At 45.1% G+C, this 17,294-nt stretch carries 17 protein-coding genes; all 17 read left to right on the plus strand.

Annotated elements, in window-relative coordinates; genetic code table 11:
- The first annotated feature begins 266 nt into the window (after nt 1-266).
- Nucleotides 267-1,028: an SDR family NAD(P)-dependent oxidoreductase gene (locus J2Z37_RS17395; RefSeq protein ID WP_209811577.1), complete on the plus strand. Its 762-nt coding sequence runs from the start codon at nt 267-269 to the stop codon at nt 1,026-1,028.
- Nucleotides 1,029-1,141: 113 nt separating this feature from the next.
- Entirely contained in the window at nt 1,142-1,780 is a 639-nt protein-coding gene (locus tag J2Z37_RS17400) for a GntR family transcriptional regulator (RefSeq protein ID WP_209811578.1), read from the plus strand.
- A 404-nt stretch (nt 1,781-2,184) separates the two neighbouring features.
- A complete protein-coding gene (locus J2Z37_RS17405) occupies nt 2,185-2,871 on the plus strand; it encodes a GntR family transcriptional regulator (protein ID WP_209811579.1) in 687 nt (228 codons plus the stop codon).
- Nucleotides 2,872-3,013: 142 nt separating this feature from the next.
- Nucleotides 3,014-4,432 (plus strand): aldehyde dehydrogenase family protein, encoded by a 1,419-nt coding sequence (locus tag J2Z37_RS17410; RefSeq protein WP_209811580.1) that lies wholly within the window; start codon nt 3,014-3,016, stop codon nt 4,430-4,432.
- 15 nt (nt 4,433-4,447) lie between these two features.
- Nucleotides 4,448-5,647 carry a hydroxyacid-oxoacid transhydrogenase gene (locus tag J2Z37_RS17415; RefSeq protein ID WP_209811581.1) on the plus strand — a complete coding sequence of 400 codons (1,200 nt, stop codon included), beginning with the start codon at nt 4,448-4,450 and terminating at the stop codon, nt 5,645-5,647.
- A 114-nt stretch (nt 5,648-5,761) separates the two neighbouring features.
- Nucleotides 5,762-6,208, plus strand: coding sequence for a hemerythrin domain-containing protein (locus J2Z37_RS17420; RefSeq protein ID WP_209811582.1), 447 nt, complete (start codon nt 5,762-5,764; stop codon nt 6,206-6,208).
- 16 nt (nt 6,209-6,224) lie between these two features.
- On the plus strand, nt 6,225-6,518 hold the full coding sequence (locus J2Z37_RS17425; protein ID WP_209811583.1) for a hypothetical protein: 294 nt from the start codon (nt 6,225-6,227) through the stop codon (nt 6,516-6,518).
- A gap of 16 nt (nt 6,519-6,534) precedes the next feature.
- The gene (locus J2Z37_RS17430) at nt 6,535-6,786 is read left to right on the plus strand and encodes a hypothetical protein (RefSeq protein ID WP_209811584.1); all 252 of its coding nucleotides are present in this window, start codon (nt 6,535-6,537) and stop codon (nt 6,784-6,786) included.
- A 23-nt stretch (nt 6,787-6,809) separates the two neighbouring features.
- The gene (locus J2Z37_RS17435; RefSeq protein ID WP_209811585.1) at nt 6,810-10,490 is read left to right on the plus strand and encodes a nitrate reductase subunit alpha; all 3,681 of its coding nucleotides are present in this window, start codon (nt 6,810-6,812) and stop codon (nt 10,488-10,490) included.
- Nucleotides 10,480-11,982, plus strand: coding sequence for a nitrate reductase subunit beta (narH, locus tag J2Z37_RS17440; RefSeq protein ID WP_209811586.1), 1,503 nt, complete (start codon nt 10,480-10,482; stop codon nt 11,980-11,982). The genes J2Z37_RS17435 and narH overlap by 11 nt, the downstream gene beginning before the upstream one ends.
- Nucleotides 11,979-12,581: a nitrate reductase molybdenum cofactor assembly chaperone gene (gene narJ / locus J2Z37_RS17445; RefSeq protein ID WP_209811587.1), complete on the plus strand. Its 603-nt coding sequence runs from the start codon at nt 11,979-11,981 to the stop codon at nt 12,579-12,581. The genes narH and narJ overlap by 4 nt, the downstream gene beginning before the upstream one ends.
- Before the next feature lie 93 nt (nt 12,582-12,674).
- On the plus strand, nt 12,675-13,370 hold the full coding sequence (gene narI / locus J2Z37_RS17450) for a respiratory nitrate reductase subunit gamma (protein WP_209811588.1): 696 nt from the start codon (nt 12,675-12,677) through the stop codon (nt 13,368-13,370).
- A gap of 301 nt (nt 13,371-13,671) precedes the next feature.
- Complete coding sequence (locus tag J2Z37_RS17455; protein ID WP_209811589.1) at nt 13,672-14,529, plus strand: carbon-nitrogen hydrolase family protein; 858 nt, start codon at nt 13,672-13,674, stop codon at nt 14,527-14,529.
- 16 nt (nt 14,530-14,545) lie between these two features.
- Nucleotides 14,546-15,214 (plus strand): GNAT family N-acetyltransferase, encoded by a 669-nt coding sequence (locus J2Z37_RS17460; RefSeq protein ID WP_209811590.1) that lies wholly within the window; start codon nt 14,546-14,548, stop codon nt 15,212-15,214.
- A 6-nt stretch (nt 15,215-15,220) separates the two neighbouring features.
- Nucleotides 15,221-15,892, plus strand: coding sequence for a GNAT family N-acetyltransferase (locus tag J2Z37_RS17465; RefSeq protein ID WP_209811591.1), 672 nt, complete (start codon nt 15,221-15,223; stop codon nt 15,890-15,892).
- A gap of 70 nt (nt 15,893-15,962) precedes the next feature.
- A complete protein-coding gene (rpiA, locus tag J2Z37_RS17470) occupies nt 15,963-16,640 on the plus strand; it encodes a ribose-5-phosphate isomerase RpiA (RefSeq protein WP_209811592.1) in 678 nt (225 codons plus the stop codon).
- Between the two features lie 293 nt (nt 16,641-16,933).
- Entirely contained in the window at nt 16,934-17,149 is a 216-nt protein-coding gene (locus tag J2Z37_RS17475; protein ID WP_209811593.1) for a hypothetical protein, read from the plus strand.
- Nucleotides 17,150-17,294 lie beyond the last annotated feature (145 nt).

Genomic DNA, 17,294 nt, shown 5'->3' on the forward strand with positions numbered 1-17,294 from the left:
GGGTTTAAAAAAGATGACCCCTGTTCAATTCAGAGATCATCTTCTTAGAGCTGCCTAGACTTTTTTATAGCGTCCTTTACAAAGGGTACATTTTAGTTCGGGGCAGGCTTCTTTTTTATTTATATTATACTGACAATTTGTATACAATATGTATTGACTTGGTATACTGAAGGTGCTAATCTTTAAGTATCAGAAGTTTGTAATTTCTGAATGGTTATAATAATTACAACGATTTTCTGAAGATGAAATAATTGGGGGAAATTACAATGGGAAAACTAACGAATCAAGTGGCTTTGGTTACAGGTTCAGGTTCTGGTTTAGGGCGTGGGATTGCTATGAAACTTGCAAGTGAAGGGGCAACAGTGGTCATTGCAGATCTTCGTGAGGGTCCTGCACAGGAAACGCTTCATTTAATCGAGCAAGCAGGCGGTAAAGGGATCGCGGTGCAAGTGGATGTATCCAATCCAGAAGCTGTTAAGAATGCCATTGAAACAGTAGTGAGCCAATTAGGACAACTGGATATTCTTGTGAACAATGCGGGTGCACCAATGAGCTTTACCCCTGTTGAAGAAGTAAGCGAGGAACTGTGGGATTTGATGATGGATGTAAATGCAAAGGGACCTTTCTTAACCAGTAAATACGCCGTTCCTTATATGAAAAAGAATGGAAAGGGTTCTATCATCAACATTTCTTCCATTGCTTCCAGACGTGTTCGTCCAGGACTATCTGCTTACTGTGCATCAAAAGGTGCTGTTATTCTTCTAACAGAGGCTTTAGCTATTGAATTGGCTAATTCCAAAGTACGCGTCAATGCGATCAATCCAGGGCCAGCAGAAACCCCGATGCTTCCTAAATTCTTTGCCAGTATGGATCCAGTAGAAGGCAGAAAATTATATGAGGAATCCGTTCCCCTAGGAAGACTTTGCCAGCCAGAAGATATTGCCAATATGGTGGCTTATCTGGCTTCGGAGGAAGCTTCGTTTATTACGGGTGCTACCTTTAATGTAGATGGTGGTCGTGGATTATAATAGTATGGTGTTAAAGAGGTGATCACACCTCTTTTTTTTTCGCATAGGAAAGTTTAAGTTTTCTTATCTGTTACTACAATAGGATCAAATGCGAGGTCCAGAGAGGTGAAGGCATGCAACCGGTGACATTAAAGGAAAAAGCTTATTACGAGATCCGTAAGTTAATTCTAAATGGTGTATTAAAACCTGGGGAATTTTTAACGGAACGTGAACTAGTAGAGCGTTTGAAAATGAGCAGAACACCCATCCGGTCTGCTATGGAGCGTTTAGAAGCGGAGGGTTTGATTAATAATTCGCCAAATAAGGGACCAATCGTTGCGGAAATTTCTTTAAAAAGGGCTGTCGATATCTATGATTTTCGGATTGCCTTGGAATCTCATGTTGTGAAGAAACTCGCTGTGACCCAGTGGGATGAAGAATCCTATCGGCGATTAACAGATAATTTGGCAGAACAAAAGAGGTTCCTAGATGAGAAGAATGATGTGGAATTTACGAAAAAAGACGCTGAATTCCATCAAGAACTCGCTGCGATCTATGGAAACGAAGAAATTATCGAGATGATGGAAAAGATCCAGGATCGGCTGCAACTCTTGGCCTTGAGGGTTTTCCGTAAAGATTCCTTGAGGTTGCAGCGATACTATGATGATCATGTTGAAATCCTTGAGCTTATTTCAAAAGGGAGTGGAGAAGAGGCATCGAGAAAAATGATTCAGCACCTGGAAATAGGAAAAGGGATTCTTATTTCGATTTGATGTGACAATAGCGATTTAAACTGAGCCTGTCCGAATCAGCTTGGTTTCTGACAAGGTATAAGATCTTTTACTCAATCCCCACAAAGCATCAACAGGCTCAGATTTTTAGTTATAAAGAAAATCCTTTTCTTTGGTTTTGCCAAACTCCAAACTATCTTAATATAATTCCCATTTCATACCAACTATTATATACTATCTTATATAATAATATATAAAATTATTTCTAAGATTATCTGCGATTAGATCAAAATAGATATGAAATTAGCGTTTATTACTAAATAAAACTAACTAATTCAGAATTTATCGAACTAACTCTTTACAAAATCGTATATAATATGTTAAGTTTTTATTAAATAATATACGATTTCACACCAAGAATTACAGGAAGGATGGATTAAGGGGACATGAAAGAGGAAGTGATGACTAAGGAAAACGAGAGAGGGGAAACAACGGAGTATGTCTACAATCTCTTAAAGGAACGTATCTTCGGATGGAGTTTATCTCCAGGACAAAAGATTAATATCAGCCTTCTAGCCCGGGAATTCAACGTCAGCGCGATCCCCCTAAGGGAAGCTTTATCGCGGTTGCATTCACAGAAGCTTGTGCATTTTGAGGCAAATAAGGGGTATTGGGTTAGTGATATTTTAGATAAACAGCAAATGAAAGAAATGTTTGAAGCAAGAGCATTAATGGAAACGTATGCGATCCGCCAGATCATACGCGCAAATCGGTTGGAGATTATCCATGAGTTATCCGAGATAACGGAAAAGATGTATTCCGTGGATACTCGGCACTCTTATAAGGAAGTCCTTGATTTTGTCCACCTGGATCAGAAATTCCATTCCATCCTGATGAAAGCAGGGGGCAATACGTTTTTATCGGAAGCTTACGAAGGAATGTACTGTCATCTACACATTGCGCGTTTTTATTATGTAAGAGGTGAAGTGGATCAACGTGACGCTGCCGCAGAACATCGGGAGATTATTGATGCCATACGAACGCGCGATATTTACCGGGCGGAGGAAGCCGTTGCCAGCCATATTCACGATGTTTCAAAACGTCTATTAGAGAAATGGACGAAGGAAACCTAAGACAGGTGTTGACGAGGGGCACGAGCAGTGTGTGGCAGATGTGTTAACCATTGCAATTACAAGTGTTTGACCCTTTTTCAAATGAAATAACTGAATAAAGCTACTTTTACTAATAGATGAAACTTATGGAGGAGAAAAAAAGATGGAAAACTATGGTCATTTTATTAACGGGGAATGGATCCAAAGCGAAGATACGATATCAGTGTTTCACAAATATACAGGAAAAGAGTTTGCACGCATCGGAAAAGCTTCAAAGGAAATCGTCTCCCAGGCAGTGGAGAATGCTGAGTACACGTTTCAAACGAAAAGATTGACTGAAACAGAGCGCTATACAATTCTAATGCGAGTTGCTGAAATTGCCAAAGTGCGACGCGAGGAATTAGCGATGATCCTTGTTAGTGAAGCAGGTAAGGTATTGAAAGATGCCCTAGCGGAAATTGATCGTGGGATCCAGACTTTGATCGCATCCGCTGAAGAGGCAAAACGGATTGCCGGGACAGGTGTTCCTTTGGCCCAGCCGGGTAGTGAAAATAAAATGGCTTTTACCATCCGCGTTCCTGTTGGCGTCATTGGTGCCATTACCCCTTTCAACTATCCATTTAATTTAACCATACACAAAGTTGGGCCAGCAATTGCAGCGGGCAACACAGTTGTTTTAAAGCCAACACAAGTGACTCCGATCATCGCTTGTAAATTGGTAGAGATGTTCACAGAAGCGGGTCTGCCAGCTGGGTTCCTAAATTTAGTCAATGGTTCAGGCAGAGAAACAGGAGAGTATCTGCTTGAAGACGAGCGAATTGCGTTGTATACCTTTACCGGCAGTCCGGAGATCGGAAGACATATTAAGAGTAAGACAGGGATTCGTAAAGTGGCCTTGGAATTGGGAAATAATTCACCGAACCTTGTGCACAAGGATGCTCCAGACCTTGAGAAAGCAGCAGAGCTTTGTGTAACCAGGGGCTTTACGAATGCCGGTCAAGCATGTATTTCGGTACAAAGGGTCTATGTTCATCGTGATGTATACGATCGTTTTGTGGAGAAGGCTATGATGGTCGCTCAATCTCTGAAAGTAGGTAACCCAGAGGATCCGGCTACAGATATTGGACCGATGATCTCGGAATCTGAAGCGAAGCGGGCAGAAGCCTGGATCCAGGAGGCGGTAGCAGCAGGGGCAAAGGTCGTTACAGGCGGTACAAGGGAAGGGTCTGTCTTACAACCGACCATTCTAACAAATGTAACGGAAAAGATGAAAGTTGTCTGTCAAGAGGTCTTTGCACCAGTGATTAGCATTATTCCATTTGACGATATCGAGGATGCTTTGCGGAAAGCGAATGATTCCAATTTGGGATTACAAGTAGGGTTATTTACTTCCAACCTGCAATTGGCGATGCGGGCGGCGCAAATGCTTCACTTTGGCGGGGTCATTATCAATGATGTTTCCACCTACCGAGCCGATGTCATGCCATATGGCGGTGTCAAAGACAGTGGTGTCGGCAAAGAGGGGCCGCATTACGCTATTCAGGAAATGACCGATGAGAAATTGGTTGTCATTAATTTATAGATGGGGGAGAAAACAATGAGATCAACATGGGAGTTTTTTTCAACGCAAAGAATTGTGTTTGGAAATGGGGCGATTCATCAATTAGATTCCATCCTGGAGAAACTGAAAGCAAAAAATATTTTAGTCATCACGGACCCAGGGATTAAAAAGGCCGGAGTTCTGCATAAGGTCCTTGGTGTTTTGAAAGATTACCAGGTTGTCGTCTACGATGAGGTAATCCCTGAACCACCTGTTGAATCGGCAATGGCCTGTTATGAGTTTGCCAAAGCTCAGTTGAATATCGACGCGGTAATTGGGTTAGGTGGAGGAAGCAGCATTGATATGGCAAAGGTAGTATCCTTGCTGGTTGCTTACGGTGGACACCCGCTCGATTATTACGGAGGAGAAAACCAAGTGCCGGGCCCGATTGCTCCCCTGATCGCGATCCCGACAACCGCTGGAACGGGTTCTGAGGTTACCTCAGTCGCCGTATTAACCGATGTGGAACACAATTTGAAAGTAGGAATATCCGATAATTACCTGAGAGCTACGGTAGCCTTATTGGATCCCGAATTAACGATCGGGCTTCCTGCTTATGTGACGGCTTGTTCCGGTATCGATGCTTTGGCCCATGCGATCGAAGCCTATACAGCAAAGCCATCTGCTTATATCCAAGCGGAAGGAAATATTCTTTTCCAAGGCTCGATTCCAATCAGTGACGCCTTAGCTCTTCATGCAATTGAACTAATCGTGAAAAACCTGACACTAGCTGTTCATCAGGGTAGCAACCTGGAAGCCAGGTCCAATATGCTGCTTGGCAGTATGCTGGCAGGGTTGGCTTTTTCCAACGCTGGAACGGCAGCAGCACATGCTCTCGCTTATCCGATTGGAGGTCTGACGAAATCGCCGCATGGAGAAGTAACCGGTCTATTGCTACCTTATGTGATGGAATTTAATAGCCGTGTGGAAGAGGAAAAGATGATTCGGATTGCCCAGGTATTTGACGTGGATATCGCTAGTCTGTCCAAGAAGGAAGCAGCACAGGCCGCTGCGGACTCCGTGCTTTCGCTGTTAAAGGAAATCAATCTGCCGACAAAACTTTCACAGATTGGGATTGAAGAAAAAGATTTAACCGGGATTGCCGAAGAAGCCCTAAAAATTGACCGCTTAATGCGTAATAACCCTAGAGTACCAACGGTAAAGAGCTTGGTAGAAATGCTGAGCAAGGCACTGTAAATAAGGAGTATGTTAAGCCCCTTCTTTTGAAGAGGGCTTTTTTCTATTTTCAAGTTTATTGATAACTTGGATGGGCAGACTGATTGATGATTTTCCGGAAGGGAGTGTCATGATATGTCGGGACCAAGTCTAAGAAAAGAAGATTCCCATTCATCGATTCATGAGGCAGCTTTATATGAAGCAAAAGAATTAAAAGATTTGTTTCGGCAATGCCTAAAAGATGACAAGAGAGAACAAGCCTTGCAAGTGGCGGAAGTTGCTGTTGAACATTGGGAAACGCGCACGCTGAAACACGCAGAAGCTGAGGAAGAAGGGCTCTATCAGGAGATGGTGAAAGAAAACCCGGGATTAAAACGCCTAGTCACCCAACTGACTCGTGATCATGATCTGATGCGCCGGGTGGTTGAACGGATGAAAGATATGCTCTTAAGCGGGAAAGTGGATGAGAGAATGGCGGTTCATATGGAGACGTTGATTCTGGTAGATGAAATCCACAATGAAGATGAAATGAATAAATTACTGAATTCAGTTCAAACTAAAATGGTGAAATATGGAAGCTAGTAAAGGGGTCAAGATGATGAAAGAACTTTCATTGCGGATCGCTGCACCTGTTATCTATCAGAGGATGATTCAAACGTTCGAAAAATATCATATCCATCCTTATGATACGCAAGGAACTGCCATTCCAAAAGAGGATGGTTTGCATATTATCTTAAGGTTTGCCCCTGATTTTTCCCGGAAGGCGGAAACGACTTTTAGTATGAAACAAGCAAGCCAACCGGATCAAGAGGTTACCCATTTCTTTGAAAAAACTGCGGAACAATGCAAATCTGAATTAATCACAAACTATTTCAAAATGATTAAGCCATAAAAGGGGTGAAAAAGAGATGTTTTCCTTTGAAAAAGACGCCATGCTCGTCAACGATCGGGAGGACTTGATTGCGGTTTTGCGGATGAGGTTCGGGGATATCCCTGGTGAAATGATTGAAGAAATCTATCAGATCGACGATATGAACACCTTGCAGCGGCTTATTCTTGCGGCGGCGAATGCGGTCAGTTGGAGTGTTTTTAAAGAGGAAATGCAGGCAGGTAATGAATCCTTCCGTTTGCTTGGAGAAGGATTTAACCCAATTGGCTAAACCCTGAAAGGGAGGATAGACAAATGCAAAAAAAGAAAAACAAGCTCTTACATAGTTTGAAACATTTGAGCTGGGGCAATCGAATTAATGATGGCTGGACAGAAGAAAGTCCACGTCCACGGGATTGGGAAAAGATGTATCGAGCGCGTTGGCAGCATGATAAGGTCGTTCGTTCCACACATGGGGTGAATTGTACAGGGTCCTGCAGCTGGAAAATTCATGTGAAGGATGGGATTATCACTTGGGAGACCCAACAAACGGATTATCCTTCGACAGGTGATAATTTTCCCGACTACGAACCAAGAGGATGTCCACGGGGAGCTAGTTTCTCCTGGTATACCTATAGTCCTACACGGGTGAAATATCCATATGTACGAGGACAATTATATGAATTGTGGAAAGAAGAGCTCGAATCGGCGGGTAATCCCGTGCAAGCGTGGGAAAACATCGTATCTGATCCAGGGAAGCGTGAAAAATATGTGAAGGCTAGAGGGAAGGGCGGATTTGTTCGCGGGTCGTGGAAAGATGTTTGCGATATGATTGCCGCATCTTCGATTTATACCATTAAAAAGTATGGTCCAGATCGCGTCGTAGGGTTTAGTCCGATCCCGGCTATGTCCATGGTCAGTTACGCGGGTGGAGCCAGATTTCTTTCTTTAATCGGCGGGACGATTCTTAGTTTCTATGACTGGTACGCAGACCTTCCGCCTGCTTCGCCGCAAGTTTGGGGGGATCAGACCGACGTTCCGGAAAGTGGGGATTGGTACAACACCAAGTATTTTATTATTTGGGGAACAAACATCCCGCAAACGAGAACGCCTGATGCCCACTTTATGGTGGAATCGAGATACAACGGAACAAAAGTGGTCGGGGTTAGCCCTGATTACGCGGAATATGACAAATTCGCCGATATCTGGCTGCCGGCAAAAGCGGGAACAGACGGCGCCTTGGCGATGGCGATGACACACGTGATTCTGAAAGAATTTTATGTTGATCAAGAAACGCCGTATTTTATGGAATACGCCAAACAGTATACGGACCTGCCATTCCTCATTATTCTCGACCCTAAGGAAGGAAACTATCGTACAGATCGTTTCTTGCGGGCCTCAGATATTGTTTCTGGGGAGGAGCACGGAGAATGGAAAACCGTTGTTTGGGATGAAACAAGCGGGAAAATGGTAATTCCAAATGGAACCCAAGGGCATCGCTGGGACCAAGGAAGCAAGTGGAATCTGGACTTAACGGCAGCAGATGGGTCTACCATCAATCCAAAAATGAGTTTTCTTGCTGATTCCGATGAAGTCGCAATGGTGGAATTTCCTTATTTTGCTGAGAATACAGGGGGCAAAGTCCAACGTGGAGTCCCGGCGAAACGGATCAAAGATGTCTCAGGAAACGAGCTGGTGATCTCAACTGTATTTGATCTGATGCTGGCACATACTGGTGTCAACCGTGGGCTGCAAGGAGATTACCCAACGGATTACAACGATTCAAACAAACCGTATACACCTGCTTGGCAAGAAAGTATTACAAGTGTGAAAAAAGAACATGTCATCCAGGTGGCCAGAGAATTTGCCGATAATGCAGCTCGAACCAAAGGGAAATCAATGATTGCCATGGGAGGCGGGACGAACCACTGGTTCCACAGTGATCAGATCTATCGCGCGATCCTCAACCTGGTTCTTCTTACTGGTTCACAGGGAGTAAACGGCGGAGGTTGGGCGCATTATGTTGGCCAGGAAAAAGTGCGTCCCTTGGAAGGATTCTCACAAATTGCCTTCGCGAATGATTGGGTAAAATCCCCGCGGTTCATGAATGGGACATCGTTTTTCTATTTTGTGACCGAACAATTCCGGTATGAGTACGATCAAGATGAAGTCCAAGCAGATTGGGGCGGGAAATATGCCAACATGCACCCTGCGGACTTTAATGCGTTGTCTGCGCGCCTGGGTTGGCTGCCGAGTTTCCCACAGCTTTCGCAAAATTCTTTGGATGTTTTGCGTGAAGCCCGTGAACGGAATCCGGATGATCAAGCTGTTGTGCAAGATATTGCCAGACAGCTTGCGGATGGTAGTTTGGATTGGGCTGTGGAGAATCCCAATGACCCGCGAAACTTCCCTCGAGTCTTCTTTAACTGGCGCTCGAATCTGCTTGGAGATAGCGGGAAAGGGCATGAATATTTTGTCAAGCATTTGATCGGCGGATCTGATTCGGTTCTCTCTGATTTTGAGCAGTCTTGGCAGCCGGAAACGATCAATCTGGCGGAAAAGCCACCGGAAGGAAAGGTTGACTTGTTTGTCAGCATTGATTTCCGGATGACGAGTTCGGGGCTTTTTTCCGATATCATCTTGCCTGCTGCCACCTGGTATGAAAAACATGATATTAGCAGCACAGACCTGCATCCTTTTGTCCACCCGTTCAATGCCGCAATCAATCCGCCGTGGGAAACAAAAAGCGATTGGGATACCTTCAGGGAAATTACCAAAGTTTTTTCAGATATGGCCAAGGAACATCTCCCGGCGCAAGAGGATCTGGTGATGTCTCCGCTTGCACATGACACGATCAACGAAATTGCCCAGCCTTTTGGGAAAGTTAAAGATTGGCGCAAGGGTGAGGTCGAACCGATTCCGGGGAAGACGATGCCGAACTTCAATTTTGTGAAAAGGGATTACCCGAACGTATACGAGATGTGGACGACCATTGGACCGAATATTCAAAGCGGATATGGGACCAAAGGGGTAAAGATCCCGGGCGAAAGGGTTTACAATGATCTGTTGAACCGTTTAGGCACTTGCAAACGTGAGGGAATTGGCAAAGGACAGCCGGATTTATACTCGGATAAGCAGGCGATCAATGCGATTCTACTGATGTCTGGGGCGACAAACGGAAGACGGGCGGTAGAAGGCTGGAAATCAATGGAGGCGAAGACCGGAAAGACGCTCCGTCATATTTCCGAAGGGCGGGAGGAAGAGGACTATACATTGGATGCGTTGACAATCCAGCCTCGACAAGCGATCTCCACACCCGTTTGGAGCGGTCTAGAGAATGATAATCGCCGTTACTCACCGTTCACCGTCAATAAGGAATTTAACATTCCTTGGCATACCCTGACCGGGCGACAAAGCTTTTATCTCGACCACGAGGTTATGCTGGATTATGGAGAAGGGCTTCCTCTGTACCGTCCACCGATTAATAAGGGACCGTTTATGAAAGGTGAAACAGAGGTCGAGAACAAGGAAAAATCGCTTACTGTCCGGTTTTTGAGTCCACACCAAAAATGGGGGATTCATACGATGTTTACGGATACGGACAACATGGTGCAGCTTTTCCGAGGTTGGCAGTTTATCTGGTTAAACGAGAAGGACGGAGCTTCTATCGGAATTAAGGATAATGACTGGATCGAGGTTTACAATCGCAATGGTGTGGTTGTTGCCAGGGCGGTTCTTACCTATCGTCTGCCACAAGGGATTGCTTTCATGCACCATGCCCAAGACCGGACGATGGGTGTACCGGGCAATACGATCACAAAAAAGCGCGGTGGAACCCATAACAGTGTCACTAGAATCTATCCCAAAGCAACCCATATGATTGGCGGCTATTCGCAGCTTAGCTATGGTTTCAACTATTATGGGCCAACCGGAAGCCAAAGGGACACGATGACGGTGATCCGTCCACTAAAGGAGGTCGATTGGCTTGAGAATTAAAGCACAGGTGGCCATGGTCATGCACCTCGACAAGTGTATCGGTTGCCATACCTGCTCGGTAACCTGTAAGAACGTGTGGACCAATCGCCCAGGCATGGAATACGTTTGGTTTAACAATGTGGAAACACGGCCGGGCCCAGGTTACCCAAAAGAATGGGAAAATACCGATCGCTACAAAGGGGGATGGACCCTTCGAAATGGCCGGTTGCATTTGCGGGCGGGCGGTCCGGTGGCGAAACTTGCAAACATTTTTTATAACCCGAATATGGCGGATCTAAGCGATTTTTATGAGCCTTGGACCTATGATTTTGAACATCTACACAAAGCACCTTCGAAGGAACATCTACCAGTGGCCAGGCCGAAATCGACGATTACCGGAAAATATATGGATAAACCGGAGTGGGGACCGAACTGGGATGATGATCTAGCCGGAGGAAGTGAAGTCGTTCCAATGGATCCCAACGTGCGAAAGCTGCAGGAACACATCGCCATGGAATATGAAAAAACCTTTATGATGTACTTGCCGCGGATTTGTGAACATTGTCTCAATCCATCCTGTGTGGCTTCTTGTCCCACTGGTGCGCTTTATAAAAGGGATGAAGACGGGATTGTGCTCGTCGACCAAGAGGCTTGCCGGGGCTGGCGCTTTTGCCAGAATGGTTGTCCCTATCATAAGGTGTATTACAACTGGAACACGCATAAAGCAGAAAAATGCAATTTCTGCTACCCGAGAACAGAAGCTGGGCTTCCAACGATTTGTTCGGAAACCTGTGTCGGTCGGATTCGCTACATTGGGGTTGTTTTGTACGATGCAGACCGGGTGAAAAAGGCAGCCTCTGTGGAGGATCCGAAAGATCTATATGAAGCACAGTTGTCCGTGTTCCTTGATCCGCAAGATCCGGAAGTGATTGAAAGGGCCTTAGAAGCAGGGATCAATCGGAGTTGGATTGACAGCGCCCAGCAGTCGCCGATCTATAAGATGGCGATGAAGTGGAAAATCGCTCTGCCGCTCCATCCTGAATACCGGACCCTGCCGATGGTTTGGTATGTTCCACCGCTTAGCCCGATTATGAATCATCTGACAAACGAGCATGACTTAAGTGCTGATGGCTATATTCCGGCAGTTGACCAAATGAGAATCCCGATGGAATACCTCGCGTCGATATTATCGGCCGATGACACCAGTGTGATCCGCAGGGTGTTGTTGAAAATGGCGGCGATGCGTGTCCACATGCGGGACAAATCCGTCGGTGGTATGGATGAAATGAAGAAAAGCAAGCTGCTGCAGGAAGCGGGGACAACGGTGGAAGAATTGGAGGACATGGCGCGTTTGCTGGCAGTTTCCAAGTATAACGAACGCTTTGTGATTCCTACAGGGCGGCGTGAAATGGACGAGGATTTGCATTATAAACGTGGCGCCTGCAGCATTGAGGAGTTAGCACCGCCTGAGGGTATGGTGACCTACCCATTTGAAAGAGGGGATACGCCATGACAGAAGAAAAAGCAACGATGCTCTTGATCGTTTCACGAATTTTGGACTATCCTAATGCTGATTTTCATGCTGGACGTTCGAGTTTGATCGCTTCGATTAAAGAATCCGTAGCAGATCTGGCTTTACGAAAAGAAATGGTTAAACGGATCATCCCGCTTTACAAGATGAAAACCAGGGATCTTCAGGAATTATACGTGGAGACTTTCGACCATCAGGAAAAAACCAGTTTGTATTTAACCGCACATGAGTTGGGTGACAGCCGTAAGCGTGGTTTAGCCTTGATTGAATTGCAAAATCTAATTTTGGATACCGGCTTCGTACCAGTAGGTAAAGAATTGATTGATTACATTCCGAGGCTTTTGGAATTGCTTGCTGTGGCCTCTGAGAGTGATGCCCTGAGCCGACTGGAGAAGAGGTTAGCCTTTGCGATCCATCGAATTGTAAACCATCTTCCTCATAGTAATTCCTATCGGAATGTCTTGGAACTGCTTTCAAAGGATGTTTTTGCGGCACCGTTGGAGGATGAGATGGAGCAGTTAGCCTTTGAACGGGAAGAAGCCGACTTGGATCCATTGCCTTATCCGATGCTGTATCAATAGGGCTTGAAGTGCTTAGGGGCTTGAAGGAAACAATTATTTGGGCTTGTGAAGATATGGAATTTATCTACACAAGCCTATTGATGGAGGACAGAGATGGCAGAAATTTTTTGGTGGGTAATTTTTCCGTATATCGCTTTCGCTATTCTAATTTTAGGATCGTTTTACCGCTATGCCTTTCGTGGGATTAGCTGGTATGCCCCATCCACAGAAATCTTTGAAAAAAGATGGCTGCGGATCGGCTCCACCTTTTTTCATTGGGGGATTATCTTTGCCTTTATCGGTCATGTGATGGGGATTTTGATTCCGAGAAGCTTCTACCTTTCCATCGGGGTATCCGATCACTTGTATCATTTTTTTGCTATTCTCGGTGGAGCTATTCCTGGTCTTATGGTCGTGTTTGGCCTGCTTGTCATGCTTGTTCGCAAACTTTCCATTCCATCTGTTCAAGTCCATACGACATTTGCAGAATACTACACAATCATTTTGTTGTTGCTTGTCGCGGGCATTGGAACCTATATGACGATTATTTTCAATACGACAGTTGTTGCTTACGAATACCGTGCGACAATTGGACCGTGGTTCCGCAGCCTGTTCGTGTTCCAACCGCAATACCAGTTGATGAGCGATGTGCCATTCATTTTTAGGTTGCACGTAGTTCTATCGTTTTTGCTGTTTGCATCGATCCCTTTTACGCAACTGATCCATATGTTCAGTTTCCCCGGACGCTATCCGTTCCGTGCGCCCCAGCAGTACCGGGCACGTGATGGGTATAAGAATAGTAGACCGTAAGAGTTTTTGACGGAGGTTCTCTAGCACTCTTCGGTTGTAAATGACTCAGGAAAAGTCCTTGATGGAGTTCTCAAGGACTTTTCGGTTGTAAACGGCTCAGGAAAAGTCCTTGAAGGAGGTTCTCAAGGACTTTTCTGTTGTAAACGACTCAGGAAAAGTCCTTGATAGCCAATGGACCCGCCTGAAATGACGGGAGTGCTTTTTTCCAGCTCACGAAACACCTCAAGACCTTTTAAAATGCCATATTTTTGATATGATAAGGGTTGAATTATCTTTTTGACCCAAATAAAAGGAGGCGCATATGAAAATCAGAGTTTCTGCTGTGCAGTACCATCTGCACACGATTCATTCGTTTGAAGAGTTTGCCCAGCAAGTTGAACATTACATCAAAACGGCGGAAGAATTTTCTGCTGATTTTGTGCTGTTTCCGGAGTTCTTCACCACGCAATTGCTATCGATTGGCGATGAACAGGGGAAGGCATTATCGATAAATGATCTGCCAGATTTCACGGAACGTTATTGTGAATTATTCTCTTCCTTAGCCAAACAAACGAAGATGCATATTATTGGGGGCACACATGTTACTCGGAAAGGCGATCGATTATACAATGTTGCCCACCTATTCTATCCAGATGGACGGATTGCTGTTCAACCGAAACTTCATATCACTCCAACTGAGGTCCACGAATGGAAGATGACACCGGGGGAAGACATCCGGGTGTTTGAAACGGATTTCGGCACGATCTCCCTGTTAACCTGCTATGATATCGAATTCCCGGAAATTGTCCGAATGGTCAAAGCCAAAGGGGCGGATGTGATCTTCTGTCCTTCCTGTACAGATGATCGCCATGGTTTCCACCGGGTCCGCTATACGAGTCATGCAAGGGCGATTGAAAATCAGGTCTATGTGGTCACAACAGGAACGGTAGGATCGCTGCCAACTGTTGATTTTATGCGGGCCAATTTTGGTCAGGCAGCGGTCATTACCCCGAATGATATTCCTTTCCCACCACAAGGGATCCAGGTTGAGGGGGAAATCAACAATGATATGATTGTCACTGCAGATCTTGATCTAGAGCTGTTGTATCAGGTCAGGGAGAAAGGATCTGTAACGACCTGGCGGGATCGCCGGACAGATCTTTATACAGATTGGAAATAAAAAAGGGGGGGCCTAAGTGTATCGAAAAGAATTTTTCGTTTTTGATAAGGAACGCCCCGTTCCTGCTGTCATTCGGAATTATACCGAAAAGGATTTCGATGCATTGATCCGGATCCAACAGGAAAGTTTTCCGCCTCCTTTTCCGTCGGAATTGTGGTGGAATACGGAGCAGCTAATAAACCACGTAACCCTATTCCCAGAAGGGGCTTTATGCATTGAAGTGGATGGCGAAATGGCAGGTTCGATGACCGGCCTTATTGTCGACTTTGATCCACAGCATCCCGAGCATACCTGGGAGGAAATCACAGATCACGGATATATCCGCAATCATAACCCAAACGGGAATACCCTTTATGTTGTCGATATCGGAGTGAGGCCTACCTATCGCAAATTGGGACTAGGAAAATGGTTGATGTTCGCGATGTATGATGTGGTAGTTCATCGCAACCTTGATCGCTTGTTAGGAGGCGGGCGAATGCCCGGGTACTCAGCGAAATCCTCCCAGATGACAGCAGAGGGTTACATTGATGGCGTCATCAAAGGAGAGTGGAAGGATCCCGTGATTACCTTCTTGCTTCGCTGTGGCCGGACCCCGGTAAAAGTCGTTGCCAATTATTTGGACGACGAAGAATCTTGCCATTATGGCACCTTGATGGAATGGAAGAACCCTTTTAAAGGAGCTTAAGAGAAAATGGAATATATCAGAATTAATCGTATCAATGACCCGTTGTTTAAGAAAATGCATGATTTAATGAAAAAGGTATTTCCTCCCGAGGAGGTATTAGCCTTCGATCTATGGAAGGAACCTTTGGAGGATCCCGGAATTCGCGTATTTGTTGCCGTTCACGAGGACCAGGTGGTGGGGGCGACAGAGTACAGATATTACGAAGATTTTAATGTGGCGATGACCGATTTTACGATCATTGGCGAGGCTGGGCTGGGAATTGGGCGCTTCTTGGCGCAGAACAGAATGGCTGACTTAAATGCGCTCGCTGCAGATAATGGGAAGCAGTTGTCTGGCATGTTTGCTGAAATTTATGATCCTTATCGTGTCCAGCAATATGAGTTTGGTGGGGTAAAAACGATGGATCCCTATGTCAGGCGCGAGGTCCTTTCCCATTTAGGCTATAAACGTCTGGACTTTTCTTATCTTCATCCTTCCTGGAATAACGACGGAGAAGCGGTGAGTGGACTCGATCTTTGCTTTCTCCCGACAGACGAACAGCAAAGCAAACTGGGTAGCGACTTGATTGTCCAATTTTTAAAGCGCTATTACACGGTTTTACCCAATAAACCACAATCCTGGTATGAGATGATTGAAGACCTGAAGAAAAAAGGAACCATCGACCTTCTTCCACTTTAGGGCCCTTATAAAATCCCACCTTTAGGAAATAATAAACCCTTATAGATGATGGGATTGGAAGGTGTATCGATTGAAACCTGAAGAATTAAGCAAGAAACTTGCCGGAGAAAAAGCAGTCGACTACATCGAACAGGATATGCTAATTGGCCTTGGTACCGGTTCGACCGTTTTTTGGACGATGCAAAAGCTTGCCGAGCGGGTAAAGGAAGGTTTGCGAATCCAGGCGGTTCCGACCTCGACAGCAACGGAAGAATTGGCAAGAAAACTGGGAATTCCTTTGCTGACCCTTGAAGACGTAAAGGAATTGGATCTAGTGATAGATGGAGCGGACGAGATTAGTGCTGAACTTGATTTAATCAAAGGTGGGGGAGGGGCGCTGCTTCGCGAAAAGTTGGTGGCCCTTGCCTCAAAGAAACGAATCATTGTTGCGGATTCAGGAAAACTGACGGAAGAATTAGGGGGCTTTCCTTTACCGATTGAGATTGTCCGATTTGGCTGGGAGCAGACCTTCTCCAGAGTGCTACAATTGGGCTGTCAAATTACCTTGCGGGAAGCGGAGAATACCCCTTTTATCACGGATAATGGAAACTATATTTTGGACTGCAAATTTGATGGAATTACAGATCCAGTGGGTGTGCACCAACAGTTGAAATTACTGCCGGGAGTGATCGAAACAGGTCTTTTCGTTCAGCTTGCTGATGTCGTTGTGGTAGGATTTCCGGATCGCTTTGAATTGTTGGAACGTTGAGTTTAGGTTTTAAAGAGAGTTCTCGACTAAGGACGGGAGCTCTTTTTTGTTGTATACTAATTAATACTATGAATCTTCCATTTCTATCATGCGTAGGTAATAGAGGTGAAATTATGCTTGCACTTATGAACCAGGCAATTTGGTATTATAAGTCAGTTGCGGAGCGATCGTGAAAATAATGATGAATAATGAGCTGTTCTTTGGGTGGGACAGCCGTTTTGTTTGGTTGGGTAAATCTTGGGGATTTGGGGAAAATTTGATAAATGAAAACTTTGAGTGCAAGGGTGATTTGGATGAAAAAGAAATACGATACGGCACAATTGCAAGCGATTCTGAAAAGATTGCAGGCCTTTGTAGGAAACCCTTATCAAAATTTGTTTCTTTGCCAAAAAGATTCGGGACACCAGGCTCTAAGGCCTGTGATTAAAGACGGGGCGATCTATTTAACTTGTCTCGACTGTGACTATGAGGAGGAATTAGGTCCGGAATTTTTTGAGGATCTGGAGTAAGTTTTGGGAGGAAAGCCACATGATTTCGCTGGCGTGATGGCTTTCCTAGCGAGTGAGAGCAGTTAACGGAAAAAATTTCCGTTATTCGTCTTTTCTGATCTGATGATATTTAAATAGCGGAAAATAATTCCGTTATTGCACATTG

The sequence above is a fragment of the Ammoniphilus resinae genome, from assembly GCF_017873965.1.
GTDB lineage: Bacteria > Bacillota > Bacilli > Aneurinibacillales > RAOX-1 > Ammoniphilus_A > Ammoniphilus_A resinae.

Excerpts from the sequence above, each read along its gene's own strand:
- J2Z37_RS17435 (WP_209811585.1), top strand. The coding sequence starts at position 6,810 with ATGCAAAAAAAGAAAAACAAGCTCTTACATAGTTTGAAACATTTGAGC.
- narI (WP_209811588.1), top strand. The coding sequence starts at position 12,675 with ATGGCAGAAATTTTTTGGTGGGTAATTTTTCCGTATATCGCTTTCGCT.
- J2Z37_RS17420 (WP_209811582.1), top strand. The coding sequence starts at position 5,762 with ATGTCGGGACCAAGTCTAAGAAAAGAAGATTCCCATTCATCGATTCAT.
- J2Z37_RS17410 (WP_209811580.1), top strand. The coding sequence starts at position 3,014 with ATGGAAAACTATGGTCATTTTATTAACGGGGAATGGATCCAAAGCGAA.
- J2Z37_RS17395 (WP_209811577.1), top strand. The coding sequence starts at position 267 with ATGGGAAAACTAACGAATCAAGTGGCTTTGGTTACAGGTTCAGGTTCT.
- J2Z37_RS17465 (WP_209811591.1), top strand. The coding sequence starts at position 15,221 with ATGGAATATATCAGAATTAATCGTATCAATGACCCGTTGTTTAAGAAA.
- J2Z37_RS17400 (WP_209811578.1), top strand. The coding sequence starts at position 1,142 with ATGCAACCGGTGACATTAAAGGAAAAAGCTTATTACGAGATCCGTAAG.
- J2Z37_RS17455 (WP_209811589.1), top strand. The coding sequence starts at position 13,672 with ATGAAAATCAGAGTTTCTGCTGTGCAGTACCATCTGCACACGATTCAT.
- J2Z37_RS17475 (WP_209811593.1), top strand. The coding sequence starts at position 16,934 with ATGAAAAAGAAATACGATACGGCACAATTGCAAGCGATTCTGAAAAGA.
- J2Z37_RS17430 (WP_209811584.1), top strand. The coding sequence starts at position 6,535 with ATGTTTTCCTTTGAAAAAGACGCCATGCTCGTCAACGATCGGGAGGAC.
- J2Z37_RS17425 (WP_209811583.1), top strand. The coding sequence starts at position 6,225 with ATGAAAGAACTTTCATTGCGGATCGCTGCACCTGTTATCTATCAGAGG.
- J2Z37_RS17415 (WP_209811581.1), top strand. The coding sequence starts at position 4,448 with ATGAGATCAACATGGGAGTTTTTTTCAACGCAAAGAATTGTGTTTGGA.
- narJ (WP_209811587.1), top strand. The coding sequence starts at position 11,979 with ATGACAGAAGAAAAAGCAACGATGCTCTTGATCGTTTCACGAATTTTG.
- J2Z37_RS17405 (WP_209811579.1), top strand. The coding sequence starts at position 2,185 with ATGAAAGAGGAAGTGATGACTAAGGAAAACGAGAGAGGGGAAACAACG.